We start from the raw sequence: 26,517 nt of genomic DNA on the forward strand, positions 1-26,517 counted from the left end.
GGAGCCTCGATGTCCTCCAGTGACACAACCATGACGGACCCGTCTTCGACCTCGACGACCCTCGGGCCGACCAGTGCGACCTCGGAGGACACCGGGACGGCGGGCGAGTCGGAGTCGGGGACGCCGACGACGACGGCGCCGACGACGAGCACCAGCACGAGCACGAGCACCAGCACGAGCACCACCACGGGCACGACGGAGCCCGATCCGGGCACGAGCACGAGCACCGGCACGACGGAGCCGGTCGATTCGACCACCGCCGAGACGACGACGACGACGACGACCGGCGAGACCGGCGAGACGACCGACGACTCGACCACCGGCGAGCCCGAGCCGTGCGCCTGCCCGGACCTCGAGGTGCCGCTCGACGACGGCATCTTCGTGCTGTCCGACGACGCCGAGCTGTGGAAGTACTTCCCCGAGACGAACGAGTTCACGATGCTGGGCGCGATCGGCTGCGGCATGACCAATACGTTCTCGATGGCGGTCGACCGGCTCGGCTACGCGTGGGTCCAGTTCAACAGCACCGGCGCGCTGCGCAAGGTCGACGTCACCAACGTCGCCGACTGCAGCGACCCGGGCTTCGCGCTGAACCAGCAGGGGGTCAAGAATTTCGGCATGGCGTTCGTGTCGAACAGCGAGAGCGACAAGTGCGACCGGATCTACGGCAACACGTACAGCGGCTTCGGCGGCTACAGCGAGGGCCCGAACATCGGCGACTTCATCACTATCGACCCGAACAACCTGGGCCTGTCCAAGCTCGGCAAGACCAACTTCGACGGCGCCGAGCTGACCGGCACCGGCGACGGGCGGGCGTTCATCTTCGGCGGGCAGTTCCCGTCGAAGCTGGTCGAGGCCGACAAGGCCACCGGCGCGGCGCTGTCGGTGCTGCCGCTCAACGGGCTCGAGATCAACAACGGCGCGTTCGCGTTCGCCTTCTTCGCCGGCGACTTCTACTTCTTCACCGACAGCGACAACGACCTCTTCAACTCCGAGGTCACCCACCTCGACTATGACGACAGCGACATGAACGGCCAGCAGGACCTCACCGTGCTGACCGAGAACGCGCCGCTGCTGGTGGTCGGCGCCGGCGTGTCGACGTGCGCGCCGGTGATCCCGATGTGAGCCGAGGATGACGGACGCGAAGCAGCGGGCGGCGACGGCGGCGCTGGCTCACGTGTCCGAAGGGACAGTCGTCGGCGTGGGCACCGGGTCGACCGTGGCCCACTTCATCGACGCGCTGGCGTCCTGCAAGATCGCCGGCGCGGTGGCCAGCTCGGAGCAGACGGCCGCGCGCCTGCGGGCCCGCGGGATCGCGGTGCTCGACCTCAACGCCACCGGGCCGCTGCCGCTGTACGTCGACGGCGCCGACGCCTGCGACCCGCAGCGGCGCCTGATCAAGGGCGGCGGCGCGGCGCTGACCCGCGAGAAGATCGTGGCGGCGGCGTCCGAGCGGTTCGTCTGCATCATCGACCCGGGCAAGCGGGTGGCGCGGCTCGGCGGGGTGCCGCTGCCGGTCGAGGTCATCCCGATGGCGCGCGAGCTGGTGGCGCGCACGATCGCCAGGACGACCGGCGGCACGCCCGTGTGGCGCGAGGGCGTGGTGACCGACAACGGCGGGTGGATCCTCGACGTCCACGGCCTGGTGATCGACGAGCCCGCGGCGCTCGAGGCGGCGCTCGACCAGATCGCCGGGGTGGTCAGCGTCGGCCTGTTCGCCCGCCGGCCGGCCGACGTGGTGATCGTCGGCGACGACCCGCCGTGGTCGTGGTGATGGATGTGTTTTGGGGACATGTCTGAATCGACATGTCTGAAGAGACCTGGATATCGGGACACGCTCACTCGGGGTTGTCCTTGAGCCAGGCCTCGTAGGCCTTGAGGTCGACGTCGCAGACCTTGGCGTACTCGGCGGCGATCTGCTTGCGCTCCCGGGCGCGATCGGCCTCGGACCGGCCCTGCTGCTGGCGCAGGGCGTCGAGGGCCTCGAGCACGTTGCGGAAGTAGGTCCAGCGCTTGGGCTCGTCGACGGTCGGCGGCGGGGTGCCGGCGCAGTAGCGGGCCAGCCAGGCGCGGGCCTCGGGCAGCTTGCCCTGCTCGCGCAGGGCCGTGGGCATGGCGGGCAGGCAGCTCTGCAGCATCAGCGACACCCGGTCGGGGCCGCGCGCCTCCTCGGCGAAGCAGCGCTCGCTGAAGCGGGCGTGATCGCCGACGAGGAAGGCGTCGCGCACGTAGGTGTCGCGCTCGAACTCGGAGCGCGACGGCTGGGCGCGGTCGCAGCCGTACATGTCGACGAAGATCTTCTGCAGTCCCTCGGGACATGGCACTTCGTACAGGTCGATGATGTGGCCGTCCTTGTTGGGGCCGACGTTGCCGCGGCGGGCCCGCATGCCCTTGGGGATGTCGCCGTCGAACGGGCGAGTGCCGTCCTCGCACTCGGCGTCGGCGACCGCCACGTAGGAGCCGGTGGTGCCGCAGGTCGGCAGCGGGTGATCCTTCGACGAGCCGGGCGGCCCGGGGGGCGGCGCGGAGCGATCGGGGGCCTTCAGGTCGGCGATCCGCTCGCGATCCTCGGCCCGGCTGTCGCGGCCGGCTCGCGGCCCCCCGGGGTTGGCGAAGGCGCCCGACGTGGTGGTGGTCGGATCGAGGGGCGAGTCGTCCGCGCCGGCGATGGGGGTGCCGAAGGCGCCCGACTCGGTCGCCGCGGGGCCCTTCGCCCGGCCCGACCCCGACGTGGTGGCGGTCTTGCAGGCGGGCAGGCAGGCGAGGGCGAGGAGCAGGAGCGGACGTCGCATGCGCGGGCCAACGTAACACGGGGCCGGGCGAACAGCCCCGATGCGGGCGGGTGAGCCCGCGGGCGGGGGCGGACGGGCTCGCGCGGCGGAGCGCAGTCGCGGGGGAGCGGGCCTCGCCGGATCGACGCGTCGGGCGGGCCCGGCTGGCGGCTCGCATGGCCGCGAATGCGTCAATGCGGGTGCTGCGGCAGGTCGTCGGTGATGTCGTAGTAATCGCCCTTGTCGGCCACGTGGATGTGCATGGCCAGGCGGGCGTGCGTCGGCGGATCGAAGGCGCCCATGGCGACGGCGATCTTTTTGCTGTGGATGGGGTCCCAGAACAGCCACGAGCCGCAGGTGGAGCAGAAGCCGCGGCGCACCTTCTCCGACGAGCGGAACCAGGTCAGGCGGTCCTCGCCGCGGATCGTCAGGGTGGTGCGCGGGACGTCGGTCGACGCCCAGTAATGGCCCGACTGCTTGCGGCACTGCGAACAATGGCACGCGTTGGGCGGGGGCAGCGTCCCCGTGACCTCGAAGGTCACGGCGCCGCAGAGGCAAGATCCGTTGTGCATGGCGCTCCTGTCGTTGCGGCTCTCGTCTAGCACGGGCGACGGTCAATCGGGGCAGGCGGCGAGGTCGGCGATCCAGGCGTCGATCAGGGCCGCGCCCTCGCTGTCGACGACGCCGGAGCCGACGGCCGGCATGCGGGTGCTGCCGAGAGTGTGCATGCGGGCCGAGAGGATCGATCGCGCAGGATCGCCGGGGGTCAGCAAGGTGGCGTCCTCGAGGTCGAGGTCGCCGGAGCGCGGGGTGGCCTCGCACAGGTTCATCATCGCGGCGGGGACGTCCCGGCGGAGGTCGAGGCGGGCGCGGCCGCTGGGGGCGTCGGGGCGGTGGCACTGCGAGCAATTGGCGTGCAGGTAGGCGCGGGCGCGCTCGGCCAGCGGGGCGTCGCCGGCGGTCGCGGGCAGCGGCGAGACCGCGGGCGGGTCGGTCAGGACGCCCTTCGAGGCCAGCAGGAGCAGCTGATCGACCGGTTCGCCGTCGTCGCCGGGGACCTCGCGCGCGAGCTGGGCCAGCTCGAGGCCGAGGGTGCGGCCGGCGGCGCGCGAATGGCAGTACATGCAATCGGCGCGGTCGGGGAAGATCCACGTCCGGTCGCCGATGACCCGCGTCTCGCCGGCCTCGAGCAGGCGCGCGTCGCCGCCGTCCTCGTCCCAGGCGTAGCTGTAGCCGGCCCACTCGCCGTCGCCGTGGTGCACGAACAGGCGCGTCTCGATCGGCGCGCCGGCCAGCTCGAAGGTCTTGACGACCACGCTGCCGGTCGGCAGCGCGAGGTCGCCGTCCTCTGCGACCTCGGCGGCGCGGCCGGGCGGCAGGAACATCCACCGCGTCTTGTCGGCGCCGTCGGACCAGAACGGGACGTTGAGCGCGTAGGCGGCCGCGCCGGCCGGCGGGCGCCGCGGGTCGGCGACGTCGAGGCAGCCTGTCTCCGAGAGCATGTCCGGAAGGCCAGGGCCCGTGGACGGGGTCGCGGCGCGCAGGCGGTAGATCCCGCCGCCGTAGGCGAGGGCGTAGAGCTCGCCGTCCTGGTCCTCGGCGAAGGCGACGGTGCCGCGGACGCCGGCCTCGCCGAGCACGACCGGCGCCGCGCCCTCGGCGACGCCCCACAAGGTCTGGCCGTAGAAGTCGGTGTAGACGAACAGGCCGGCGGCTTCGGGGACGGCGGTGCCGCGGTAGACGAAGCCGGCGATGACGGAGGCGCCGCCGGTGTTGCGGTACTGGGCCACCGGATCGACGAGGCCGGCGCCGGCGCAGACGTCCTGGCCGAAGCAGTCGAGGCCCTCCTTGATGTTCCAGCCGTAGTTGCCGCCGAGGACGATCTTGTCGACCTCCTCCCACACGTTCTGACCGACGTCGCCGGCCCACAGCTCGCCGGTGGCGCGATCGAAGTTGAAGCGCCACGGGTTGCGCAGGCCGAGCGCGAAGATCTCGGGGCGACCGCCGCCGGCCGCGTAGGGGTTGTCGGTCGGGATGGCGTACGGCTCGCCGGCGTCGACGTCGATGCGGAGGATCTTGCCGAGCAAACTGTCGGGGTCCTGGGCGCGGTTCTGCGGGTCGCCGCCGGCTCCGCCGTCGCCGAGGCCGAAGTAGAGGAAGCCGTCGCGACCGAAGCCGATGTCGCCGCCGTTGTGGTTGGTGTAGGGCTGATCGACGACGAGGATCGACTCCTCGCTGTCGAGGTCGAGGCCGAGGCCGTCGTCGGTGTGGAAGCGAGACAGGCGCGACTCGAACACGGGGCCGCCCGGGCCGGTGTACGACAGGAAGAGATCGCCGTTGACTTCGTAGTCGGGGTGAAAGGCCATGCCCAGGAGGCCAGCCTCGCCGCCGTCGACGAGCTGCGCGGAGAGGTCGGCGAACAGGGTCGGCGCGGGCGGGTCGGCGACGTTGGGGAAGGTGTAGATTTGCCCGCTCTGGGTCGCGAGGTACCAGCGATCGCCGGTCGGGGCGAGCAGGAGGTCGACGCCACCCTCGATCGCCACCGAGGGGAACACCCGCGAGAGCTCGACGACGTCCCGCGAGGGCGGCCGCGGGAGGTTCAAGCATTCGGGACCACCGCTGCTCGAGCTGCAGGCGCTCGCCAGCGCCGCGGTCGCGAGCAGCAGCGACCGGGACCTACAAGCAAGAATAAGGAGCATGGCTCAGGATACGCCGGGCGCGGGCGTCGGCACAGGCCCGCGAGGGAGCGGTCGAGCCCGCGCCGGCAATGGGAGCAGGACAGGGAGCGTGATGCGAGCTGCGGACAGGCGTCGGGGATGGTCGGGCACACGACCGTGCTCACTCCTGTAGCGTCGATTGCGCGGCTGGAAATGCCGGCCTCGTTTTCCTATGTTCCGCGCCGCGTGACCCTCCGCGACCTCATCCCCCCATGTTTCACTCTGGCCGCGTGCCTGAGCCTTGCCTGCGCCGACGAGAAGGACCCGCTCGACTCGGCGACCAACCCGACCGTCGCGTCGACGAACCCGAGCGACGGCTCGAACGCCAGCAACGCGAGCAACGCGTCCAACGCCTCGAACGCGAGCAACGCGACCGACGACTCCGACGGCAGCACCAGCGAGGCGACCGACACCGGCGTCGACGAGACGACCGGGCCGACGACGTCGGGTGAGCCGACGGCCGGCACGACGGCGGCCGAGACGACGGCGGCCGAGACGACGGCGGCCGAGACGACGAGCACGACCGAGCCGGCGCCGACCGACGGCCCGGGCGTGCTGCCCGGCGAGGACGGCATGCAGGCGTTCTGCCGCCGCTACAAGGAGTGCGGCGGGACCTACTACGCCGACCAGCAGGAGTGCCTCGACGAGACCTACGGCTACTGGGGCGACTGCCCGTCGCGCAAGGCGGCCCTCGACGCGTTCGGCGCCTGCATGTCGGAGATCGACTGCGGCGACTGGAACCCCGACGCCTACAACCCGAACAGCACGCCGTGCGCCGAGCAGTGGGGCGAGGTCGGCGCCGCCGATCCGTGCTGACGGTCTGAAAGGACATGTCCCCCGGGACCGGTCCTCAGGGGCATGCCTCCGGGGACATGTCCGCTTCGCCATCTTCGATCCGGAAGCAGCGGAAGCCGCCGCCGCCGGCCCAGCCGGCCGCCGCGGTGACGCCGCTCGGGTCGCGGCCGTCGACCACCGCCCGCAGCCGCGGGGCGATCAAGGTGTCGCAGTGCTCGCCGCGCTCGACGAGGATCCACCGCCGCCGCAGCTTGTGGGCGACCGCGCCGGTGGTGCCCGAGCCGGCGTAGACGTCGAGGACCCAGTCGCCCGGGCGGGTCGACAGCTCGAGCACGCGGCGTAGCAGCGCCTCGGGCTTCTTGCCCTTGGGGAAGGCGACGCCGCCCTCGTTGTGCAGGTTGTTGGACAGCAGGTCGTCCCAGATGGTGGTGAGCGGCTCGCCGGCGACCCGCTCGCCGTCGATCAGCTTGAGCTTGGCGGCGTAGAAGAGGAGCCGCTCGCCGCGGACGAAGTAGAAGTCGTCGTGGTCGTCGCGCGCGAGTCGCAGCACGACGTCGGGCGCGGCCTTCGAGCGATCGATCATGGCCCGCGCGGCGGCGCTGACCGCCTGGTAGTCGGGCCGGGCGAGGCGGACGACGGCGTCGGCGTGGTCGCGGACGAAGCGGTCGAGGCGCTCCGGCTCGGCCCTGGCCAGCCGCTGGGCGGCGCGCTCGGACAGGCCGCCAGCGTCGGCGAAGGCGCGCATCAGGGTGACGAGCCGCCACTCGGCGTACGGGGCGTCGCGGTTGACGATGAACTGGGCGTACCGCGGGTCGCGCTCGCGGGCGGTGTACAGCCGCTGCGGGCTCCACTGTGCGCGGTCGCGGGCGTAGACGAGGACGAAGTTGGAGGTGGTGACGCAGCCGGGGTTGATCGCCTTGTGCCCGGTCGGCGCGCCCTGCTTGAAGGTGACGACCGAGGCCCGGTTGGCCCGGCCGAAGATGTCGTCGAGCAGGACGATCAGGTAGCCGAGCTCGTTGTCGTCGATGTGCACGAACAGGGTGCCGTCGGCGGCCAGCAGGCGGCGCAGGACCTCGAGGCGCGCGCGCATGTCGGCCAGCCAGCGCGCGTGCTCGATGCCGTCGTCGTAGTGGGCGAAGGCGCGGCCGGTGTTGTACGGCGGGTCGATGTAGACGCAGCGGATCCGGCCGGCGAACTCGGGCTCGAGCGCGCGCAGGGCTTCGAGGTTGTCGCCGCGGATCAGGCGGTTGTCGTAATGGTCGCCCGCCACCTCGGGACCGGCCGCGCGGTGGGACAGCGCGTGCTCCTCGACCAGGGGGCGCGGGTCCACGAGGCCGACGCTAGCGCACGCGCGCGGCGACGACAAGCTGGCCTTCAGGACAGGTCACTGGATCGCCACCTGGGCGGTGGCGCCGCGGCAGACCGGCTCGCATCCGGGCCCGTTGGGCCGCGACTCGACGTAGGTGGGGGTGATGTCGCCGGCGTAGATCGTCTCCTCGCCGCGCCGGATCTCGAGCTGGACGGCCGCGGGGCTGCTCGGGATCTGGATGTCCGCGAAGCCATGTTGCTCGGGCGGCAGGGCGCACCCGGATTCGCCGATCTGGACGCGGTCGGGGACGTCGCAGGTCAGCGAGGGGCCGGCGTCGCAGGCGCGCAGCGGCAGGGCGCCCTTGCAGGTGACGGGCACGCCGTCGAGCGCGAAGGCGAACGTGTAGTCGCCCGCCGGCCAGCCGCTGCTCGGCTGCAGCTCGATCCGCAGGCCGCCGATGCAGCCGATCTCCGTGCACACCTTGCCGCCGCCGCCGGGGTCGGTGGGCTCCACCTGGCCCTTGGAACATGCACCCAAGAGCAGGAGGGCGAGGACGGGGACGGGGGCGCGGAGCAGGGGCATGCCGGAGCTTGGCACGGGTCGCGGCGATGCGCACGCGCGCGGAGGCTTTACAGGCGTCGGCCCGGTCCCGTAGCCTGCGGGCGTGTCGCCCGTGTTCGCGCTGATCGCCCTGTACGGGCTGGTGTTCGTGCTCCACCTGATCGTGCCGGGCCGCCGGGTGACCGGCTACGTGCGCGACGAGGCCACCGGCGCGCCGCTCCGCTACCGCCTCAACGGCCTGCGGGTGATGGCGCTGACCGTGGCGCTGTACTTCGTGGCGGGGGCGACCGGCCTGGTGCCGTGGGACTGGCTGTACGTGCACCGGGCGGAGACTCTGGCCAGCGCGTGCGGGCTGGGGCTCCTGTTCACTCTGGCGATCGTGCTGCCGGCGGCGCCGCGGCGCGGCTTCCTGGCCGACCTGTACCTCGGGCGGCTGGCCAACCCGCAATGGCTGGAGGGCCACGTCGACGCCAAGATGTTCTTGTATCTGATCGGGGCGGTGATGCTGCAGCTGAACCTGCTGTCGTTCGCGGCCCATCACCTGCTGCTGTACCCGACCGACCCGTCGCCGGGGGTGCTGCTGCACGTGGCGCTGTTCTCGTTCTTCCTGTGGGAGTACCTCAACTTCGAGGAGGTCCACCTCTACACCTACGACTTCGTGGCCGAGCGCGTCGGCTTCAAGCTGGGGTGGGGCTGCCTGACGTTCTACCCGTTCTTCTACGCCGTCGGGCTGTGGACCACGGCCGCGCTGCCGAACCCGCACACGCCCGCGCCGCTCCTGGGGCTGTGCGCGCTGCTGTTCTTCTCCGGCTGGATGCTGGCGCGCGGGGCCAACATGCAGAAGTTCTGGTTCAAGACGCAGCCGGACAGACCGGCGTTCGGGTTGGTCGAGCCGGAGGTGCTGAGCGACGGGGAGAAGAAGATCCTGGTCAATGGCTTCTGGGGGCTGTCGCGGCACATCAACTATCTGGGCGAGATCACGATGGCGTCGGCGCTGGCGCTGTCACTGGGTCATCCCGGCGAATGGGGGCCGTGGCTGTATCCGCTGTATTACCTGGTGCTGCTGGTGCCGCGGCAGATCGACGACGACCGCCGCTGCCGGGTCAAGTACGGGGCGCTGTGGCACCAATACGAGCGGCGGGTGCGCTGGCGGATCGTGCCCGGGATCTATTGAGGAGTGCGGTGAATCGATGGACCCGCTGACGGTGGCCTACGTCGTCGGCGCCGGGATGTCGGCGTGGCTGGTGCATCGCTATCAGCGCGGGGTGGCGCGGCAGCTCCGCGAGCAGGAGCCGCGCTACGCGGAGGACGCGGAGGTGGTGATCGCGGTGGCCGGTCACGCGGGGTACTCCCGCGATCACCGGTTCCTGTGCCCGCTGCACGTGCTGTACGGGCTGCTGCAGGACCCGCGGATCGCGGCGGCGGTCGGAATCGAGGGGGCGGAGGCGGTCGAGGCCGCGGCGCTGAACGAACTCGACCGCGGCGAGCCGCCGCGGGCCGAGGCGGTGGCGCTGTCGCAGCTCCTGGCGCACGCGGACGCGGGGGCGCGGGGGCGCGGGGGCATCTCCTGCGTCGATCTGTGGGCCGGCCTGACGCGCTCGGAGACGGCGGCGTCGCAGTTGTTGAGGGGTTGTGGGGTCGACATGGTGGCGGTGCTGACGAGCCTCTGTCACGGCTCGGCCGAAGCGCCGGCGATCGAGGCGTTCGCGGGCTCGGTCGCGGTGGTGCTGCACGACGACGACTACACGCCGCAGGAGCTGGTGGTGGCGGTGTTGATGCGTCACTTCTCGCTGTCGCGCGAGAACGCGGTCGCCTGCATGCACGCGACCGAGGCGGCGGGCCGGACGGTGATCGGGCGCTTCGCGTCGGTCGAGGCGCAGCAGCGGATCGCGGCGGCGCGGCGATTCGCGCGAGAGCAGCGAGCGCCGCTGTGGATCGCGGCCGAGCCGTGAGGGGCGAGCGAGCCGTCGGGGGTCGTGGCTCGTCGCTACGATCGCGGCGAGAGTGCTGATTCGCGTCAGTCTCGCGCGTGGAGGCGGGCGGTCTGCGAGCCCATGAGGGCGACGGCCTGCTTGCGCGGGAACAGGCGCCCGAGGACGAAGGCGGCGAGCTTGTTGAGGCGGCCGGGGACGAGGCTGGGCGGGCCGCCGAGGGCGCTCAGGGCCTCGGCGACGACGGCGTCGGGCTCCATGGCGCGCGGGCCGTCGGGGCCGCTCGAGCGCTCGAAGCCGGGGGTACGGGTGGCGCCGGCGCAGCAGACCAATACGTCGACGCCGCGCGGGCCGAGCTCGTACCACAGAGCTTCCCCGAGAGACAGGTTGAAGGCCTTGGTGGCGCCGTAGGTGGCGACCAGCGGTGAGCCCCAGAAGGCGGTGAGCGAGGACATGAGCAGGAGGCCGCCGCGGCCGCGCCGGACGAGGCGCTCGCCGAACACGTGGGCGGCGATCAGCGGGCCGCGGCAATTGACGTCGACGACCTTGAGCTTGTCGGCCAGGGGGACGTCGAGGAACGGGCCGATCCGCGACAGCGCGGCGTTGTAGACGCAGAGGCCGAGGTCGAGGTCGTGGGCGAGCTCCGCGAGGCGATCGGCGAGGTCGGGGGCTGCGAGGTCGAGGGCGGCAGTGCGCACGTCGACGCGCGCGCGCAGGGGGGCGGCGACCGACTCGAGGACGTCGGCCCGCCGCGCGACGAGGAGGAGGTTGAGGCCGCGCTCGGCGAGGCCGCGCGCGAAGGCGGCGCCGAGGCCCTCGGAGGCGCCCAGGACGACCGCCCAGGGGCCGTACTTGCGAGCGAATGCGGTGAGATCGGTGGAGCGGCTGGACACGCGCGACGAGGAGACCACGAGGAGGGCGAGCGGGCAAGGGTCTGCGGCGGATGCGGTACGTCGAGCGCGACGAGGCGGCGGCCTCGAGAGCTGGCCGTGAGGGCATGTTCTTTAAAACATGCCTGAAAGAACATGGGGCTGCCGGGCGGCCCTGGAGAGCGCGTCGATTCAGGCCGAGACGACGACGAGGGTGAACATCTGCTCGGTGACGCCGCCGTGGCCGTCGTCGACGCTGAGGACGACGGGGTGCTCGCCGATGTCCTCGCTGGTGACCGACCACGACAGCACGTTGCTGACCGGGTCGAGGAGCATGTCGGGCGGGCCGGACACGAGGGAATAGGTGAGTTCGTCGCCGTCGGGGTCGGTGGCGACGAGCTGGTAGAACCACGAGACGGGCGGGTCGCCGGCGAGGACGGTGCCGGAGATGGCGAGGCCGAACGGGCCGAACAGGCCGGGGTCGTTGGCCGAGGTCAGCGGCTGGCCGTCGGGGGCGAACTTGAAGATGTCGGCCGGCAGGGTGCCCTGGCCGTTCTCGTAGTCCGCGGTGTAGATGTTGCCCTCGTTGTCGACGCGCAGCGGGACGGGGAAGGCGTCGTTCGGCTGGTCGAAGGTGCCGAGCTTGGCGGCGGTGTTCACGTCGTAGCGCACGAGGTCGCCGGCGGCGGCGACGAGCTCGCCGTTGGCGTTGAACTGCAGGCCCTCGAAGTTGCCGGGGTTGCCGGCGCCGCTGAGGGTGTTGATCCACGGGAACGAGTTGAAGTCGGCGAAGTCGGCGACGTGGATGGTGTTGTCGGTCTGGCTGGCGAGGTAGAGCCGACCCTCGCCGTCGAAGGTGATGCCGGTCAGCTGACCCGCGCCCGCCGGCAGCGGGATCTGCTGCTCGAACACGTAGTCCTCGGCGTCGTACTTGTTGAGCTTGTCGGTGCCGCCGGTGGCGGTGGTGGTGTAGAGATTGCCGCGCGGGTCGAAGATGACATTCTCGGTCGCCTCGCTGGCGATCTTCGGATACACCTTGTATTCGACGCCGTAGTCGCTGAACTCGACGAAGCTGCTGTAACCGGCGACGACCAGGTTGCCGCGCGAGTTGAAGGAGGCGCCGTTGGGGCCGTAGGTGTAGAGCGGCGAGTCGACCTCGCTGAACACCGGGTGGGTGAAGGCCTGGACGAACGCGAGGCTGTTGGCGTCGTAGACGCGGATCTCGTCGGTGCGCGAGGAGGCGAGGAAGATCTGGCCGGGGGCGAAGTTGCTCTTGTAGAGCTCCTCGATCACGATCTCGGGGGTCGGCTCGGACTCCCATACCGGCGGGTTGTTGACGCCGGAGTCGGTGGTGCTCGTGTCGGTGGCGACGGTGCCGGTGGTCGCGTCGGTGGTGGTCGCGTCGGTGGTGCCGGTCATCGTCTCGCCGGCGGTGCCGGTGGGAGCGGTGGTGGTCGGCTCGTCGGTGGCGCCGCCGGTGGTGGTGGTCGGGCTGTTGGTGGTGGTCGTCGCCTGCGTCGCCGAGCCGCTGTCGCTGGTGCGCCCGCCGTCGTCACCGCATCCGCCGAGCACCGCGCCTGCACACACGAGCATCCCCATCCGTCGCCTCACCATCGCGTCCTCCTTCGAGAGCGGCGAGGGTACCCGATCGCCGCGAGGCCGCTGCTGCGCAGGGGTGTTCGCGTCTGCAGGCGCGTCACCTCGGTCGCAGGACTAGGCGGTCGGCGGCGAGAGGTCGCCGACGGGGGCGTTCATGAGCCACTTCTCGATGCAGGCCAGCAGCTCGGCGAAACTCTCGGTGTCGAAGCTGGCGAGCTTGTGGTCCCAGTCGGGGTCGAGCAGGTCGACGCGATAGCCGGTGCGGTAGAAGCCGGCGTCGAGGTGGAGCTCGCGCCAGGGGCTGTCCGGGCCGGTCTGGTAGTCGCCGCCGACCGGCGGGAGCTTGACGAGCCACAGCAGATCTTCGCTGTCGTTGATGTCGAGGCTGCCGTCGGCGAGGCGACGGGCGTACAGGCCGTTGTGGCGCACGCCCCAGCTGCCGGGGATCCGCAGGGGGACGAGCTGCCAGTCGGGGCCGACGAGGTCGAGGACGTGCATGTGCCGAGAGTAGCCCGAGGCGCGGGGGTGCGCGCGGCTGTCGAATGCGCGAAACTCCGGACCGGAGGCCCGATGACGCTCATCACTCACGCGTATGTGCGCGAAGCCGACGGCGGGATGCGAACGCTGGACGCGGAGCCGCCGCGCAACGATCTCGCCGGGCCCGAGCGCTGGCGAGTGACCGTGTACGGCTCGGACGCCGCGCGCGCGCTGGGGCTGACGCTGCTGCCGACCCTGGCGACGGAGGACGTGTACGCGGAGGGAGAGGAGCTCGACGTGCTCGAGCGCGAGATCCAGGTGATGCTCGCCAACACCGCGCGCTGGCCGGCGATCGGCCTCGAGCAGCTGCGCTTCCGCTTCTTCAACATCCTCGAGGCGATCCGGCTGGCGCGGGCGGAGGCGCACGGCGGGGTGTACGTCGGTTGAGCCGGCGACCGGGCGCGGATGCGTCGCGGGGAGCACGAGGATTGGTTCTTCGAGACATGTTGTGGAGGACATGTCCGTAGGGATGGGCGACGGGCGCCGAACGGCCTCGAGTCGATTCGAGGCTGTTCGAGCGAATGTCTTCGAGGACATGTCCGAACGGAGGGGCCGCTCGGGCGTGTCACGTCATTGGCCCAGGAACCACGGGGTGGCGACGGCGGAGCGGCACTGCCAGTTGAAGCTGCGCATGTGCGGGACCTCGCCGAGGTCGCCGAAGCTGGCGGCCAGGTCCTCGGCGGTCTGGCGCAGCTCGGCGTCGGCGGAGCCGTCGTGGTAATAGGCCATGGCGATGACGTAGGCGCTCTCGCCCCAGTGCTCGTCGTAGTCGTCGACGGCGCCGTTGCCGTCGCCGACGCCCATCCAGTAGAACGGCTTGCCGTCGGGGTCGAGGCCGTCGCGGGCGATGACGCGGCCGAGCTTGACGATCGAGGCGCGGGCGGCGTCGGCCTGGGCGCCGGACGACTCGGTGGCATATTGATCGAGGCCGTCGGCCAGGATCGCGCTGAGCCACGGGGAGCAGCCCCAGAAGCCGAAGTCCTCGTCGGCGGCAGTGTCGGTGTGGGCGAAGCAGCGGGCGTCGGGATCGTCGTAGCCCGGCGGGTAGCTGTCCTGGACGTCGAGGTAGGCGGTGACCGCGTCGTCGGCGAGGTCGCGGAATTGCTGGGCCTGGTCGTCGGAGACGTTCATCGCCCAGACGTAGGCGAGGAGGCCGAAGCCGGCGTGGCGCTCGGTCCAGAAGCCGTCGTCGCCGTCGTAGGCGGGGTTCCACAGGTCGGCGTAGGCCTCGGCGACGTCCTCGGCGCTCTCGCGGAAGCGGTCGTCGCCGGTCATGAGGTAATGCAGGGCCATGTTCTGCGTATAATAGTACTTGGCGTCGCCGGTCTTGCCGGGCACGCCGATGCCGGTGTTCGGGCCCTGGCCGGTGAGGCCTTCGCGGTAGATGGCGGTCTCGAGATAGGCGGAGCGCAGGGTCGAGAGGTCGCCGCGGCGGGCGTGGCCGCGCCAGTGGATGGTGCCGCGATCGTACAGCCAGACGTCGGCGGAGCCCATGGCGCCGAGGAAGGCCTCGACGTCCCATTCGTCGTAGTCGCACTTGTCCGACCACGCCTGCCCGGGCGTGCCGTCGGCGGCGGCGACGGTGCCGAGCGGGCCGGCGAACTTGCTGGCGGTGAGCCAGTCGGCGGGCAAGAGGGCCCACACGCGCGGGCCGCTGTCGCCGTCGAGCGTGTCGGCGACCGGGACCGCGTCGATCGAGCCGGCCGCGGGCGCGGCGTTGAGGTCGACGTCGAGGTCGGTCTCGCCGTCGATCGTGAGGTCGACCTGGATCTGCACGCTGCGCCAGCTGCCGTCGGGGTGGCGCGCCAGGCCGCGCAGGGCGGTCGCCAGCTCGGTGCCGGCGTGCTGGACCCGGACCTGGGTGTCGTCGCCGAGGAGACCGGGGGCCAGCGGGACGGCGAAGTTGACGCGCTGGTCGCCGCCGACGCCCGCCTGCGGGACCAGGTGCACGACGAGGCTGGTGGCCTGGCCGCCGGTGGTGGTGTCGCCGGTCGTGGTCTCGTCGGTGGTCGTGGTGGTGGTCGCGGTGTCGCGGTGGTCACCGGATCGACCGTGGTGCTCGCGGTCGGACCGTCGGTGGGATCGGGCGGCTCGCCGGTGGTCGACGACGTCGGGGCAGGATCGTCGGTGGCGATGCCCGTCGGGGCGGTGCCGGTAGGCTCGGTGGCGGTGGCAGCGTCGGTGCCGGTGCCGGTGTCGGTGGTGTTGCCCGAATCGCCGGGGCAGGCGGCACAGAGGCTCGTCGCCGCGACGAGGGCGTGCATCGAGGTCCATCGATAAACTGGCATGATTTTTCTAAAACTCCGCGCGGCACCGTAGCCGATCGCGAAGCGGCGCGCGCGGGGCCTCGGGCCCCCCGGCGCGCATGTGCGCGGGGCATGCGGGGGCGGACGAGCACGCACGAGCGCAGCGGCGTCGCGGCGAACGAGCGTCGAGCGAATGACGCGGGAGAGCGCGGCGGAGCCCTGAAAGGGACGTACGGTCGCGCGGCGCTCGGCGACGAAGTCCGTGGCACCGAGGTGCCTGTTTCGGCCCGGCCTCGATTCAGTAGAACAGCCGGCGCCACTGTCCGCTGGCGAGGTCGAACTCGGAGTACGCGGCCTCGCCCGGGGTCTCCGTCACATAAATGCGGCCCTCGCCCTCGGCGATCGACCACGGGATGATGTCGTCGCGCAGCGTCTTCGGGCCCTCCGGCGTCAATTCGAGGACGCCCTGTTTCGTCGCGGCGAAGAACAGCCGGCCATCGACGCGACCCATGTCGATGATGGGCGCGTCGTAGCGCCCCAGCACCGAGAAGCCCTGCGTCGCGGACCCGCGCAGCACGCGTCCGCCGCGAGTCTTGCCGGAGATATACACCTCCCCGACCTCGTCGAAGACGATGCCCGACAGCAGGTCGCGCGTGTCGGGGCCGTCGGGATCGGCGATCCGTGTCCAATCGTCGCCGTCGAAGTGCAGCAGCGTGCTGCCGTAGCCGACCGCGTAGACGTCATTTGCGGCGCGGCCGCGGATGGCACCGATCGGCTCGCCGATGCCGGGATAGAATTGCGTCCAGTCGCGGCCGTTCCAGTGATAAAGCACGCCGCCGAAAGTGGCGATGTGGACATCTTCGTCCGACGTCCCCCAGATCGCCATCGGGTTGGGCCGCGCGCGGTTGTGCTCCTGTGCCGGCAGCGCGACGTGGTGCCAGCTCACCCCGCCTTCCGGCGCGTCGAATTCCAGATCCGGCGACATGACATCCGGCCAGGACACGGGGGCGCTGGTCCAGACCAGGCCGGTGCTGCTCGTCGTCCACACCTGGCCGTTCGGCGAGCACCACAGCTGGCGGAGCGTGTCGTTGGTGGCCAGGATGTTCTCGGCAGGCCCGTCGCTGCCGACAGGACGCCGGAAGACGTACCCCGCCGCGTTGCCCGAATCGCCTGGCGCGTAGGTGATCAACAGGAAATGCACCATGCCGCCGGTCTCCTGGACGACGACGATGTCCTCGACGAAGTCGTTCGAGGGAGCGGCGGTGGCATCGTGGGTGTCGGACATCGGAGCCCTTTCTTGAATCATGTTCTACGCCTGAGCGAGGCTCGCCGCACCCTTCGCAGCGACACATTCCGCGGGGCGCCTGGCCAGCGCTTCCTCGGCGCGACCGGGGCCGCAGGCGCGACCAGCTATTCCCGCGGCGAGGGATCGGGCTCACGGCGCCGCGGCTGGCCGCCGGCGCGACCGGGGTCTATGGTGCGGGGCATGAAGCTCCACGGATTTTGGCGCAGCACGGCGACCTGGCGGGTCCGGATCGCCCTGGCGTACAAGGGCCTGTCTTATGAATATGTCGCGGTCGATCTGCTGACTGCCGGCGGAGCGCAGCACTCGCCGGAGCACCGCCGGCTCAACCCGATGGCGCAGGTGCCGGTGCTCGAGGTCGAGGGCGGGCAGCACCTGACGCAGTCCGTGGCGATCCTCGAGTACCTGGAGGAGCGCTGGCCGACGCCGCCGCTGCTGCCGATCGCTCCGCTGGCGCGCGCGCGGGTGCGGCAATTGACGGAGGTGATCAACGCGGGGATCCAGCCGCTGCAGAACACGGGGGTGCAGCGCCACGTGCAGTCGCTCGGGGTCGATTCGACGGGGTGGATCCACCACTTCGTCGGCAAGGGGCTGGCGGCCCTCGAGGCGATGACGGAGCCGCTGGCCGGGCACTTCAGCGTCGGCGACGCGCTGTCGTTCGCCGATCTGGCCCTGGTGCCCCAGCTGGCGTTCGCGCGCCGGTTCGGCGTCGGCCTGACCGGGCTGCCGACGCTGCTGCGCGTCGAGGCCAACTGCGCCGAGCTCGAATGTTTCAAAAGAGCCCACGCGGACTTGCAGCCGGACGCGCCGGGGTAGCGTGGGACATGTCGTGGGGGGCATGTCCTCTTGGGCATGTTTTTCAGGACATGGATGAAGGTTCAGCTCTGGGCGCGGCGGGCGACGAGGGCGCTGATGCCGTCGAGGACGACGCCGAGGCCGAACTCGAGGCCGTCGGCGTCGCCTGAGCCGGCGACGCCGGCGGCGAGGACCTCGTGCAGGGCGGGGAAGCGGGCCGGGTCGCGCCGGGCGAGGGTGGCGGTGGCGGCGGCCCACTGCGGGCCGGTCAGGCTGCGTCCGCGTGCCTTGCCGCTGCTGAACTGGGCGGCGCTGCGGACGTGGCCGAGGACGACGAGGAAGGCCCGGTGGCGCTCGCCGGCGGCCAGGCCGGTGTCGGCGAGGGCGGCGAGGGCGGCGTCGGCCCACGCGAGCTCGAGCGGGCCCATGACGCGCAGGCGGTCGGTGGCGCCGAGCGACCACGGGTGACGGTGGAACACGGCCGACAGGGCGCGCGCCCAGGCGCTCAGGCGGTCGCGCCAGCCGGGCAGGCCGGCGAGGGGCGGCGGCGGGCCGAGGCAGGTGTCGATCATCAGGTCGACGAGCTCCTCCTTGCCGGGGACGTGGCGGTAGAGGGCCATGGTGGTGAAGCCGAGCTCGCTCGCCACGCGCTGCATCGACACTGCGTGGAGGCCCTCGGCGTCGGCGACGGTGATGGCGGCCCGGGCGATGCTCTCGGCGCTGAGCCCCGGCCGCGGACCCCGGCTCGGCCGCGCCCGCTCGCCCCACAGGAGCTCGACGCTGCGCGCCTGCTCGCCGAAGGGGGCGGGCCGGCGCGTGGAGGGCTTGCGGGGGGGCTTGTTGACGGCCATGGGCGGACTGTGTATAGCATACACAAAACTGTGTAGCGGATACACAGTGAACGGAGGGCGACATGTTCGGGAGCATCCTCGCCGGCGCGGCCGGCTTGACTGCGGCGTCGCTGATCGCCGGGCTGGGCTGGCGGCGGACGGCGCAGCGGCGGGTGGCGAAGGGGCTGGAGACGCGGTCGCCGGCGGCGATCGTCGAGGAGGGGTTCGTGCGGATCGGGGCGATCGATCAGTGGATCGGGATCCGCGGCGAGGACCGCAGCAACCCGGCGCTGCTGGTGCTGCACGGCGGGCCGGGGGCGCCGTTCTCGATGTTCACGCCGGTGATGCGGGCGTGGGAGGACGACTTCACGATCGTGCAGTGGGACCAGCGCGGGGCCGGCAAGACGTTCGGGCGCAACAGGGCGGCCGGCTGCGCGCCGCTGAGCTTCGCGCGGCTGGTGGCGGACGCGATCGAGGTGGCGGAGCACGTGCGCGCGCGCCTGCAGCCGGCGCCGCTGGTGCTGCTGGCGGGCTCGATGGGCAACATGATCGGGCTGCCGCTGGCGCGGCGCCGGCCCGACCTGTTCGCGGCCTACGTGGCGACCGACATGGGGGTCGATCTGCGCAACGAGACGCGGTCGTACGCGCAGACTCTGGCGCGCCTGAGCTCGGCCGGGACGCGCCGCGGGGTGAGGGAGCTCGAGGCGATCGGGGCCGACCCGTCGCGCTGGGACCTGCAGGCGTGGCAGCGCAAGCAGCGGTGGATCATGAAGACGGACCGACGCATGCGCGCGGTCGGACGGACGCTGCTGATGCCGTCGATCCTGACCGCGCCGGGCTACACGCTGCGCGACGTGCTCGACCTGCAGCGCGGGATGGAATTCTCGGCGGCGCAGCTGTTCGCCGAGTTCATGCGGTACGACGCGCGCCGCGAGGGGACGCGCCTGGGGCTGCCGTTCTTCCTGTTCCAGGGCGACGACGACATCTTCACGCAGGCCGAGCCGGCGCAGGAGCTCTTCGCCGAGGTGGCGGCGCCGCACAAGGAGTTCGCGCTCATCCGCGAGGCGGGGCACTTCGCGGCGTTCACCCGGCCGCAGCAATTTCTCGAGGAGCTGCGCGCGCGGGTGCTGCCGCAGATCCGGGGTTGAGGGGGCCGCCAGCTATCGGTCGAACGGCAGCGGGTAGGCCCACAGGCCCGGATCGGGGCCGTGGACGTCGAGGTAGACGATGCCCTCGTCCGGGAAGACGCGAAGGTCCGCGATCCGGTCGGCGATCGGGGTCACGCTGCCGGTTGCGCTGTCGACGAGTCGAAGGTCGACGAAGAGATCGGAGTGCAGGCGTCGGGTTAAATAGAGGGTCTCGTCGAGCGGGAGCGGATAGCTGCCGATGTCGGTGAGCAGCTCGGTGGCCTCGCCGGTGGCGAGGTCGCGCCGCCACAGGCTGCCGGTGTTCCAGTCGCCGACCTGCCGGACGAAATAGTCGAGGCGGTCGCCGTCGAGGGTGTACGGTACGGGCGTGCGCTCGACGGGGCCGCGGTACCACTCGCGTACCGAACCCGTGAGGGGATCCCACAGGGCCTCGATGTTTTCGTCGCCGTCGCCGACGGTGAGGCGATAATGATCGGCGAACCCGCCGCGGACTCGCCGGTGCGGCGGGATGTCGACGAACTCGCGGGTGTCGAGGCGGAGCGCGACGACGAATGGCCCGCCGGGGCCGAGCATGGCCGCGACGCCGCCGGGGCTGGCGTACCAACGGCCGGCGTCATGATCGTCGAGGCCGCCGCGGTTCCACGACAGGGCCGCGAAGTCGTTGACGGCGATCTGGAGGTCCTCGCCGGTGTCGAGGTCGTGGAGGTAGACCGGCTCGGCGACGTCGTCCCCGATCGCCTGCCAGACGAGGCTGCGGTCGCTCACGAAGGCGACGTGGCGGGCGCCGTCGAACAGGAGCTCGCGCTCGGCGGTGGTGAGATCGACGCGGTGGAGCTCGCCGCTGTCCTCGTGCACGAGGATGTGCGAGTCGTCGAGCCGGCGCTGGTAGATCAAGGTGTCGCTGAGCTTCAGGGCGGGCGCTTCGGGGTCGCCGTCGTGGACGTAGAGGCTCGAGGTCTCGCCGCCGAGGCCGGCCGCAATCACGACCGGGTGCTCGGCGTCCTGCGCGCGGTGTGTCACGTAAAACGGGGCGTGGCGCGAGCTCGGCAGCACGGGCTGGGGAAATGCGCTGTCCGGCAATCCGAGCACGGGGCGAGCCTCGTCGGCGCCTGGCACGTCGAGGCGGTCGAGGACGAACGGGCGACCGTCGTCGTCGGTGGCGTAGAGGACGCGGCCGGCCGCGGTGTTGATGACATAGGGATCGCGCAGGCCCGGGGCGAGCGAGGGGTAGGGCTCGAGGTCGCCGGTGCAGCGATTCAAGTGCCAGTATTCGCGGTCGGGGTCGTCGGCGCGATCGAAGGTGAAGAGCAAGTCGTCGCCGAAGCCGTGGAGGTCGTACCGGGCGTCCGCGGCGGGTTCCAGGCCCGCAGGCGCGGCGACGAGGCGGGTCGGCGCGAGGATCGGGCACGCAGCCTCGCCGACGGGCTCGGGGGCGGGACTTTCGGGCCCGCAGGCGGGCACGGCGAGGAGCAGCACCGAGGCGACGAGGGCGGGCGAACGCACCCGCGCAGGTTACTCGCGCGCGGGTCGACGGCAAGCGGAGACGCCCTGAGCAGCGATGGGGAAGGCGAGGCGACGGTTTTGGTCCTCGGGTCGCGCCGAGGGGCTGCGGGTGGTTGCGGATGAGCGTGTGTCGCGCGCACAGGTCCGCGCGCTCCGCGGGTGTGCACGACGAAATGTCGGCACTTGGAATCGGCGGATCAGCGGGCGGGGCCGCGGACCATCACGCGGCCCCGCGGGGGCTCTGCGGCGCCGGATTGTTGGCAGCGCGGACAATAATAGGTGGTGCGGCCAAGGGCGCCCTGGCGGCGCATAGCGATCGGAGTGTTGCAGCGCGGGCACAGCTCGCCCGAGCGGTTGTACACCCAGGTGTTGGCGCGGCCGGCGTCCCATCGGGTCTTGCGCGGGCCGTCGCCGAGGTTGCGCCGGAGCCACTTGCGACCATTCTCCAGCAATCGCCGCAGGGTCGAATCATCGTAGTCGCCGACCGGCTTGAACGGGTCGAGCCGCTCCATGAACAGGAGCTCGCTCTTGTAGACGTTGCCGAGGCCGGCGACGAGGCGCTGGTCGAGGATGGCCTCGCCGAGCGGCCTGCGCGGGTCGGCGCGCAGGCGCTGGAGGGCGACGTCGAGGGTCTGCTCGGCGTCGTCGGGGCCCAGGAGGTCGGGGCCGAGGGCGGCGAGGACCGGGTGGTGCTCGACCTCCCAGGCGCTGAGCCACTCGACCACCGGCGCGTAGAAGCAGACCGCGAGCCACGATTCGGTGGCGATCACGGCGCGGGCGGCGGTGGTTGGCTTGCGCCACGGGGCGTCGGGTCGGTACAAATGCCAGCTGCCGGCCATTCGCAGGTGGGTGTAGAGCGCGTGGTCGGCGTCGAACCAAATCAGGAGATTCTTGCCGCGGGCCTCGACTGCGGTGATCGTGCGGCCGACGAGGTCGAGGTCGGGGATCACCGATTGAAAGCGAGTGACTGTCTGGCCGACCATCACGCGCAGGCGGGCGGCGACTTTATGAAGTGTGTCGCCCTCGGGCATGAATCACCGCCTCCTCGCGCCGAGGCGCGGCTCGTCGCGGCGCAGCAGCAGGCCGTCGTGGGTGGGGCGGAAGCCGACCGCGGTGAATGTCGACACTTGCGGCCAGGCGGGGGCCGGGTGATCGTCGATCTGCTCGAGCAGGACGTAGCGCTGGCCGGTGACCTCGGGCAGCAGCGACAGGGCCTCGGCGAGGGCCGCGACGGCGCGCCCGCGCTCCGGCTCATCCTCGGGGAGGTGGGTGACGAGGGTGCGAGCGCCGCGGCCGAGGAAGCCGATCAGCCGGCCGTCGCGCAGGACCACGCGGGCGCCGGCGGCTCGCTCGAACCTGGCCTCGGGGACATCCGGCCACGGCAGCGCGGCGCCGTACGGATTGGCCGGATCCGTGGCGGCGAGCAGGACCGTGAAGGGCGCGTCGTCGTCGGCCTCCCGGACGTCGCGCAGGCGATCCTCGGCGCCCGGGAGGGCGAACTGGGCGGCGCCCAGGCCGGCGACGAAGTAGCCGCGGCGCACCCGGCCGGCCTCCTCCATGGCCTTGAGGACAGGGTACACGGCCGCGAAGCCGCCCTCGTGATCCTCGGCGGCGACGGCCTCGCGGGTGAGGACGCCGTGGCGGGTGAGGAGCTGGCGCGCGCGCGCGGCCCTGCGCTCGGTGTCGTCGGCGAGGCGGGGGACGACGAGCGACCAGCGGCCCTCGCTGCCCGGCGGTCCGCTGCGGCGGCCGCGGCCCTCGCCGGCGAATCGTAGGAGTGGTCGCGGGCCGCGGTCTCCGCCGGCGAGGCGGCTGCGTAGACAGGTGAGGGTGTCGTTGGTGACCTCGCCGGCCCACACGAGGTCCCACAAGGTCTCGAGCAGGTCGTCGGCGGCGGCGCGGACGATCGGCAAAAGGTCGGCGAAGAACGAGGCGCCGCGGGTCTGCAGGGCCTCACGGACGCGCGCGGCCAGCTCGCTCTCGGCGGGGGTGGGGTCGGGCGCGAGCGTGGCGGCGTCGTCGGCGAGGTACAGAGCGACGTAGCCGTCGGCCTGGCCGAGCGGCCTGACGCCGCGCCAGACGACGTCGCCGGCGCCGCACAGGACGTCGAGATCGGTCGAGCGATAATTGGCGACCCGCGCCGGCAACACCTCGCTCTCGAGCACCGACGCCGGGATCGCGACTCCTTGCAATTGCTCGATCGCCTGCAGCACCGCCTCGAGGCCCTCGCGCTCGCCGCCGACGCCCTGCCAGGCGAGGAGGAAGCGGCCCAGCACCGCCTGCTCGACCGGCTCGACCTCCTCGCGCAGGCGCGCCAGCGACATGCGCTTGAGCCGGCGCAGGACCTCGCTGTCGCACCATTCGAGGCCTGAGCCGCGCGGGAGGAATTCGCCCTCGACGAGCTTGCCACGGGCGGCGAGGCGGCGCAGGGCGCCGGTGACGAGGGCGGGGCCGACGGCGAAGCGCTGGGCCAGCCATTCGGCGCGGAACGGGCCGTGGGTGCGCGCGTGGCGGGCGACGAGGTCGGCCAGCGGATCTTCGACAGACTCGAGGAACACCGCCGGGAGGCCGGGCGGCGAGACGACGCCGAGCGCGTCGCGGTAGCGGCCGGCGTCCTCGGCGGCGATGTAGCGCCAGCGGCCGCCGAGCTTGACCCGGACGACGCGGCGCGTGTGGGTGAGCTCGGCCAGCCAGCGGTCGACGTCGTCCTCGCCGAGGCCGGCGCGGGCGACGAGCGCGTCGCGGTCCTGATCGCCGAGGGCGAGGAGGAGGTCGTGGATCTCGTCGGGGTGCGTCAGCTTGCGCTCGCGTCGCTGCAGCGCGGCCTCGAGCTCGGCGATGGCGTCGGCGTCGAGCAGGTCGCGCAAGGCGGCCTCGCCGAGCAGGGCCTTGAGGCGCGCGTGGTCGATCGTCAGCGCCTGGGCCCGCCGCTCGGCCAGCGGGGCGTCGCCCTCGACCATGAAGTTGCCGACGTAGGAGAACAGCAGGGCCGCGGCGAACGGGCTCGGGGTGCGCGTCTCGACGTCGACGATCTTGATCGCGCGCTGCTCGACGCGCCGCAGCAGGTCGACGCAGCCGGGCAGGTCGAACACGTCCTGCAGGCATTCGCGGTAGGTCTCGAGCAAGACGGGGAAGTCGCGGAAGCGCGAGGCGGCGGCCAGCAGATCGGCCGACTTGCGCCGCATCGCCCACAAGGGGCTGCGCTGGCCGGGCCTGCGCTTGACGAGCAGCAGCGCCCGGCCGGCGTTCTCGCGGAAGCGGGTGGCGAACAGCGAGGTCTCGGCCAATCGCGCCACCACGCGATCTTCGAGCTCGTCGGCGCGCGGGAAGAAGAGCGAGGGATCGGGGGCGCGCTCGGCCTCCGGCAGGCGGAACACGATGCCGTCGTCGGACCAGACGACGTCGAGCTCTGTCGAGTATCGCTCGAGCAGGGCGCCGCGGACGGCCATGGCCCACGGGGCGTGGACTGCGGCGCCGAACGGCGAGAGGATGCAGACGCGCCAGTCGCCGATCTCGTCGCGGAATCGTTCGACCACGATCGTGCGATCCGTGGGCAGGGCGTCGGCGGATTGCTGCTCCTCGCGCACGTACTGCAGCAGGCTGTGGGCCGCGGCGGGATCGAGGCGGTGCTGCTCGACGAGTCGAGCCTCGGCCGCGGCGTCGGGCAGCGCGGCGAGCTCGCGGACGAGCGCGCCGATCGCCTGGCCGAACTCGAGCGGGCGCCCCGGGCCGTCGCCGCGCCAGAACGGCAGCTTGCCGGGCTCGCCCGGGGCCGGTGAGACGAGGACGCGATCGTGGGTGATCTCTTCGATGCGCCACGACGAGGCGCCGAGCACGAAGACGTCGCCGACGCGCGACTCGAACACCATCCCCTCGTCGAGCTCGCCGACGCGCCGGCTGCTGCTCGCGCTGCCGGCGAGGAACACGCCGAACAGGCCGCGGTCGGGGATGCTGCCCGCATTGGCGATGGCGACCCGCCGCGCGCCGTGCCGCGCCGTCAATTGGCCGGTGACGCGGTCGTAGGTGACGCGCGGGCGCAGGTCGGCGAAGTCCTCGCTCGGGTAGCGGCCGCTCAGCATGTCGAGCACGCCCTCGAACGCGTCGCGCGGCAGCTCCGCGTACGGGGCGGCGCCGCGGACCCGGTCGTACAGGGCCTCGGCGGCCCAGTCGTCCATCGCCACCGCGGCGACGACCTGCTGCGCGAGGATGTCGAGCGGATTGCGCGGATAGCGGGACGACTCGACCTCGCCGGCGAGCATGGCCCGCGCCGCGGCGGCGCACGGCAGCAGGTCGCCGCGGTACTTGGGGATGATGACGCCGCGCGAGCGGCCGCCGACGTGGTGATTGGCGCGACCGATCCGCTGCATGCCGGCGGCGATCGAGGGCGGCGAGGCCAGCTGGATCACGAGGTCGACCGCGCCCATGTCGATGCCGAGCTCGAGCGAGGAGGTGGCGACGATCGCCGGCAAGCTGCCGCGCTTGAGCTGCTCCTCGACCGCGGCGCGCACGTCCTTGGCCATCGAGCCGTGGTGCGCCAGGGCGAGCGGCTCGCCGGCGAGCTCGTTGAGGGCCGCGGCCAGGCGCTCGGCGAGGCGGCGGCTGTTGACGAACAGCATCGTCGAGCGGTGGGCGCGGATCAGCTGCACGAGGCGCGAATGCAGCGCCGGGCTGCCCGGGCGCGGGAGGCCCGAGATCGCGGTCGGGCCCTCGTTCGCGGCCGGCGGGACGTCTTCGGCGGGCGCCGCCGGATCGTCGACCGGGAGCTCGATCTGCAGGTCGAGCGGCTTCACGTGGCCGGCGTCGACGATCGTGACCGGCCGCGGCGCGACCGCGTCGCCGGCGACGATCGAGCCGCCGAGGAAGCGCGCCACCTCGGACAGCGGGCGCTGGGTCGCGGACAGGCCGATCCGCTGCAGGGGCCGCTTGCTGGTGCGCTGCCAGTCGAGGCGCTCGAGCGAGAGGGCGAGGTGGGTGCCGCGCTTGCTGCCGACGAGGCTGTGGATCTCGTCGACGATGACCGTGTCGACCGATCGCAGCATCGCCCGCGATTCGCTGGTGAGCAGCATGTACAGCGATTCGGGGGTGGTGATGAGAATGTCGGGCGGGTGGCGCTGCATGTGCGCGCGCGCCCGCTGCGGGGTGTCGCCGCTGCGGATCGCCACGGTCGGGGTGTGCACGTCGAGGCCGAGGCGGTCCGCGGTGGCGGCGATCCCGGCCAGCGGCGAGCGCAGGTTCTGCTCGATGTCGACGCCGAGCGCCTTGATCGGCGAGACGTAGACGACGCGGCAGCGCTCCGCCGGCGGCGGCACCGGCGCGAACATGACGCGGTTGATCGCGCCGAGGAACGCCGCCAGAGTCTTGCCCGAGCCGGTCGGCGCCAGCAGCAGCGTCGATTCGCCGGCCTCGATCGCCGGCCATCCTGCGACCTGCGCGGCCGTGGGCGCGTCGAAGCAGGCCTCGAACCACGCGCGGGCTGCCGGGTGGAGGAACGCGAGCGGGTCGCCGGTCACGCCTCAATGTGGCCGAGAATGCTGCACATGCAAGCAGCGCCGCCAGCGAGCCCGGCCGTGAATGAGAGCAGAGCGGGGTGCACGTCGAGGTGT

General features: G+C 72.0%; 23 protein-coding genes. 9 read left to right on the top strand and 14 right to left on the bottom strand.

Annotation, left to right across the window (positions count from 1 at the left end):
• Positions 1-30 precede the first annotated feature (30 nt).
• Positions 31-1,125 carry a hypothetical protein gene (locus O0S08_RS17570; RefSeq protein WP_269040318.1) on the top strand — a complete coding sequence of 365 codons (1,095 nt, stop codon included), beginning with the start codon at positions 31-33 and terminating at the stop codon, positions 1,123-1,125.
• A 7-nt stretch (positions 1,126-1,132) separates the two neighbouring features.
• Entirely contained in the window at positions 1,133-1,774 is a 642-nt protein-coding gene (rpiA, locus tag O0S08_RS17575; protein ID WP_269040319.1) for a ribose-5-phosphate isomerase RpiA, read from the top strand.
• A gap of 64 nt (positions 1,775-1,838) precedes the next feature.
• Here the strand turns inward: rpiA and O0S08_RS17580 are convergent, their stop codons facing one another.
• The 3 genes from O0S08_RS17580 to O0S08_RS17590 all read right to left on the bottom strand — a co-directional run bounded on the left by O0S08_RS17580 (position 1,839) and on the right by O0S08_RS17590 (position 5,374).
• The gene (locus O0S08_RS17580) at positions 1,839-2,792 is read right to left on the bottom strand and encodes a hypothetical protein (protein WP_269040320.1); all 954 of its coding nucleotides are present in this window, start codon (positions 2,790-2,792) and stop codon (positions 1,839-1,841) included.
• Positions 2,793-2,962: 170 nt separating this feature from the next.
• The gene (locus O0S08_RS17585) at positions 2,963-3,343 is read right to left on the bottom strand and encodes a GFA family protein (RefSeq protein WP_269040321.1); all 381 of its coding nucleotides are present in this window, start codon (positions 3,341-3,343) and stop codon (positions 2,963-2,965) included.
• A gap of 42 nt (positions 3,344-3,385) precedes the next feature.
• Positions 3,386-5,374 carry a PQQ-dependent sugar dehydrogenase gene (locus O0S08_RS17590; protein WP_269040322.1) on the bottom strand — a complete coding sequence of 663 codons (1,989 nt, stop codon included), beginning with the start codon at positions 5,372-5,374 and terminating at the stop codon, positions 3,386-3,388.
• 300 nt (positions 5,375-5,674) lie between these two features.
• On the opposite strand from O0S08_RS17590, the gene O0S08_RS17595 reads away from it, so the two are divergent.
• Positions 5,675-6,304: a hypothetical protein gene (locus O0S08_RS17595; RefSeq protein WP_269040323.1), complete on the top strand. Its 630-nt coding sequence runs from the start codon at positions 5,675-5,677 to the stop codon at positions 6,302-6,304.
• Between the two features lie 34 nt (positions 6,305-6,338).
• Here the strand turns inward: O0S08_RS17595 and O0S08_RS17600 are convergent, their stop codons facing one another.
• Positions 6,339-7,613: a site-specific DNA-methyltransferase gene (locus O0S08_RS17600; protein WP_269040324.1), complete on the bottom strand. Its 1,275-nt coding sequence runs from the start codon at positions 7,611-7,613 to the stop codon at positions 6,339-6,341.
• A 54-nt stretch (positions 7,614-7,667) separates the two neighbouring features.
• A complete protein-coding gene (locus O0S08_RS17605) occupies positions 7,668-8,174 on the bottom strand; it encodes a hypothetical protein (protein WP_269040325.1) in 507 nt (168 codons plus the stop codon).
• Positions 8,175-8,256: 82 nt separating this feature from the next.
• Between O0S08_RS17605 and O0S08_RS17610 the strand changes: the two genes are divergently transcribed.
• Both O0S08_RS17610 and O0S08_RS17615 read left to right on the top strand, forming a co-directional pair.
• Positions 8,257-9,327, top strand: a complete 1,071-nt coding sequence (locus O0S08_RS17610) for a phosphatidylethanolamine N-methyltransferase family domain-containing protein (protein WP_269040326.1) — start codon at positions 8,257-8,259, stop codon at positions 9,325-9,327.
• Positions 9,328-9,343: 16 nt separating this feature from the next.
• Positions 9,344-10,105 (top strand): ATP-dependent Clp protease adaptor ClpS, encoded by a 762-nt coding sequence (locus O0S08_RS17615; RefSeq protein ID WP_269040327.1) that lies wholly within the window; start codon positions 9,344-9,346, stop codon positions 10,103-10,105.
• Between the two features lie 65 nt (positions 10,106-10,170).
• Here the strand turns inward: O0S08_RS17615 and O0S08_RS17620 are convergent, their stop codons facing one another.
• From O0S08_RS17620 to O0S08_RS17630, 3 genes are all read right to left on the bottom strand, one after another.
• Positions 10,171-10,977 carry an SDR family NAD(P)-dependent oxidoreductase gene (locus tag O0S08_RS17620; RefSeq protein ID WP_269040328.1) on the bottom strand — a complete coding sequence of 269 codons (807 nt, stop codon included), beginning with the start codon at positions 10,975-10,977 and terminating at the stop codon, positions 10,171-10,173.
• A gap of 168 nt (positions 10,978-11,145) precedes the next feature.
• Entirely contained in the window at positions 11,146-12,567 is a 1,422-nt protein-coding gene (locus O0S08_RS17625; protein WP_269040329.1) for a hypothetical protein, read from the bottom strand.
• A 99-nt stretch (positions 12,568-12,666) separates the two neighbouring features.
• Positions 12,667-13,050, bottom strand: coding sequence for a hypothetical protein (locus O0S08_RS17630; RefSeq protein WP_269040330.1), 384 nt, complete (start codon positions 13,048-13,050; stop codon positions 12,667-12,669).
• Between the two features lie 72 nt (positions 13,051-13,122).
• On the opposite strand from O0S08_RS17630, the gene O0S08_RS17635 reads away from it, so the two are divergent.
• Positions 13,123-13,476, top strand: a complete 354-nt coding sequence (locus O0S08_RS17635; RefSeq protein ID WP_269040331.1) for a hypothetical protein — start codon at positions 13,123-13,125, stop codon at positions 13,474-13,476.
• A 183-nt stretch (positions 13,477-13,659) separates the two neighbouring features.
• Here the strand turns inward: O0S08_RS17635 and O0S08_RS17640 are convergent, their stop codons facing one another.
• Positions 13,660-15,039 carry a hypothetical protein gene (locus O0S08_RS17640; protein ID WP_269040332.1) on the bottom strand — a complete coding sequence of 460 codons (1,380 nt, stop codon included), beginning with the start codon at positions 15,037-15,039 and terminating at the stop codon, positions 13,660-13,662.
• Between O0S08_RS17640 and O0S08_RS17645 the strand changes: the two genes are divergently transcribed.
• Positions 15,034-15,369: a hypothetical protein gene (locus O0S08_RS17645; protein WP_269040333.1), complete on the top strand. Its 336-nt coding sequence runs from the start codon at positions 15,034-15,036 to the stop codon at positions 15,367-15,369. The two genes, O0S08_RS17640 and O0S08_RS17645, sit on opposite strands and share 6 nt — an antisense overlap.
• 264 nt (positions 15,370-15,633) lie before the next feature.
• On the opposite strand, the gene O0S08_RS17650 is transcribed toward O0S08_RS17645, so the two are convergent.
• Positions 15,634-16,620 carry a beta propeller repeat protein gene (locus O0S08_RS17650; RefSeq protein WP_269040334.1) on the bottom strand — a complete coding sequence of 329 codons (987 nt, stop codon included), beginning with the start codon at positions 16,618-16,620 and terminating at the stop codon, positions 15,634-15,636.
• 201 nt (positions 16,621-16,821) lie between these two features.
• Here O0S08_RS17650 and maiA point away from each other — a divergent pair, with 201 nt between their 5' ends.
• A complete protein-coding gene (gene maiA, locus O0S08_RS17655; protein WP_269040335.1) occupies positions 16,822-17,454 on the top strand; it encodes a maleylacetoacetate isomerase in 633 nt (210 codons plus the stop codon).
• Positions 17,455-17,516: 62 nt separating this feature from the next.
• Here maiA and O0S08_RS17660 read toward each other — a convergent pair whose 3' ends face one another.
• The gene (locus tag O0S08_RS17660) at positions 17,517-18,284 is read right to left on the bottom strand and encodes a TetR/AcrR family transcriptional regulator (RefSeq protein ID WP_269040336.1); all 768 of its coding nucleotides are present in this window, start codon (positions 18,282-18,284) and stop codon (positions 17,517-17,519) included.
• A gap of 62 nt (positions 18,285-18,346) precedes the next feature.
• Between O0S08_RS17660 and O0S08_RS17665 the strand changes: the two genes are divergently transcribed.
• Entirely contained in the window at positions 18,347-19,411 is a 1,065-nt protein-coding gene (locus O0S08_RS17665) for an alpha/beta fold hydrolase (RefSeq protein WP_269040337.1), read from the top strand.
• A 12-nt stretch (positions 19,412-19,423) separates the two neighbouring features.
• On the opposite strand, the gene O0S08_RS17670 is transcribed toward O0S08_RS17665, so the two are convergent.
• The 3 genes from O0S08_RS17670 to O0S08_RS17680 all read right to left on the bottom strand — a co-directional run bounded on the left by O0S08_RS17670 (position 19,424) and on the right by O0S08_RS17680 (position 26,424).
• Positions 19,424-20,914 (bottom strand): hypothetical protein, encoded by a 1,491-nt coding sequence (locus O0S08_RS17670; protein ID WP_269040338.1) that lies wholly within the window; start codon positions 20,912-20,914, stop codon positions 19,424-19,426.
• Positions 20,915-21,111: 197 nt separating this feature from the next.
• Complete coding sequence (locus O0S08_RS17675; protein WP_269040339.1) at positions 21,112-21,945, bottom strand: Fpg/Nei family DNA glycosylase; 834 nt, start codon at positions 21,943-21,945, stop codon at positions 21,112-21,114.
• 3 nt (positions 21,946-21,948) lie between these two features.
• A complete protein-coding gene (locus O0S08_RS17680; RefSeq protein WP_269040340.1) occupies positions 21,949-26,424 on the bottom strand; it encodes an Lhr family helicase in 4,476 nt (1,491 codons plus the stop codon).
• Between the last annotated feature and the right edge of the window lie 93 nt (positions 26,425-26,517).

It is taken from the genome of Nannocystis punicea (genome assembly GCF_026965555.1).
In the GTDB taxonomy this organism is placed as follows: Bacteria; Myxococcota_A; Polyangia; order Nannocystales; family Nannocystaceae; genus Nannocystis; species Nannocystis punicea.

Bases quoted from the DNA above. Each gene is read 5' to 3' on its own strand.
- O0S08_RS17665 (WP_269040337.1), top strand. From the start codon at position 18,347: ATGTTCGGGAGCATCCTCGCCGGCGCGGCCGGCTTGACTGCGGCGTCG.
- maiA (WP_269040335.1), top strand. From the start codon at position 16,822: ATGAAGCTCCACGGATTTTGGCGCAGCACGGCGACCTGGCGGGTCCGG.
- O0S08_RS17570 (WP_269040318.1), top strand. From the start codon at position 31: ATGACGGACCCGTCTTCGACCTCGACGACCCTCGGGCCGACCAGTGCG.
- O0S08_RS17625 (WP_269040329.1), bottom strand. From the start codon at position 12,567: ATGGTGAGGCGACGGATGGGGATGCTCGTGTGTGCAGGCGCGGTGCTC.
- O0S08_RS17580 (WP_269040320.1), bottom strand. From the start codon at position 2,792: ATGCGACGTCCGCTCCTGCTCCTCGCCCTCGCCTGCCTGCCCGCCTGC.
- O0S08_RS17650 (WP_269040334.1), bottom strand. From the start codon at position 16,620: ATGTCCGACACCCACGATGCCACCGCCGCTCCCTCGAACGACTTCGTC.
- O0S08_RS17630 (WP_269040330.1), bottom strand. From the start codon at position 13,050: ATGCACGTCCTCGACCTCGTCGGCCCCGACTGGCAGCTCGTCCCCCTG.
- O0S08_RS17615 (WP_269040327.1), top strand. From the start codon at position 9,344: ATGGACCCGCTGACGGTGGCCTACGTCGTCGGCGCCGGGATGTCGGCG.
- O0S08_RS17675 (WP_269040339.1), bottom strand. From the start codon at position 21,945: ATGCCCGAGGGCGACACACTTCATAAAGTCGCCGCCCGCCTGCGCGTG.
- O0S08_RS17660 (WP_269040336.1), bottom strand. From the start codon at position 18,284: ATGGCCGTCAACAAGCCCCCCCGCAAGCCCTCCACGCGCCGGCCCGCC.
- O0S08_RS17585 (WP_269040321.1), bottom strand. From the start codon at position 3,343: ATGCACAACGGATCTTGCCTCTGCGGCGCCGTGACCTTCGAGGTCACG.
- O0S08_RS17605 (WP_269040325.1), bottom strand. From the start codon at position 8,174: ATGCCCCTGCTCCGCGCCCCCGTCCCCGTCCTCGCCCTCCTGCTCTTG.
- O0S08_RS17635 (WP_269040331.1), top strand. From the start codon at position 13,123: ATGACGCTCATCACTCACGCGTATGTGCGCGAAGCCGACGGCGGGATG.
- rpiA (WP_269040319.1), top strand. From the start codon at position 1,133: ATGACGGACGCGAAGCAGCGGGCGGCGACGGCGGCGCTGGCTCACGTG.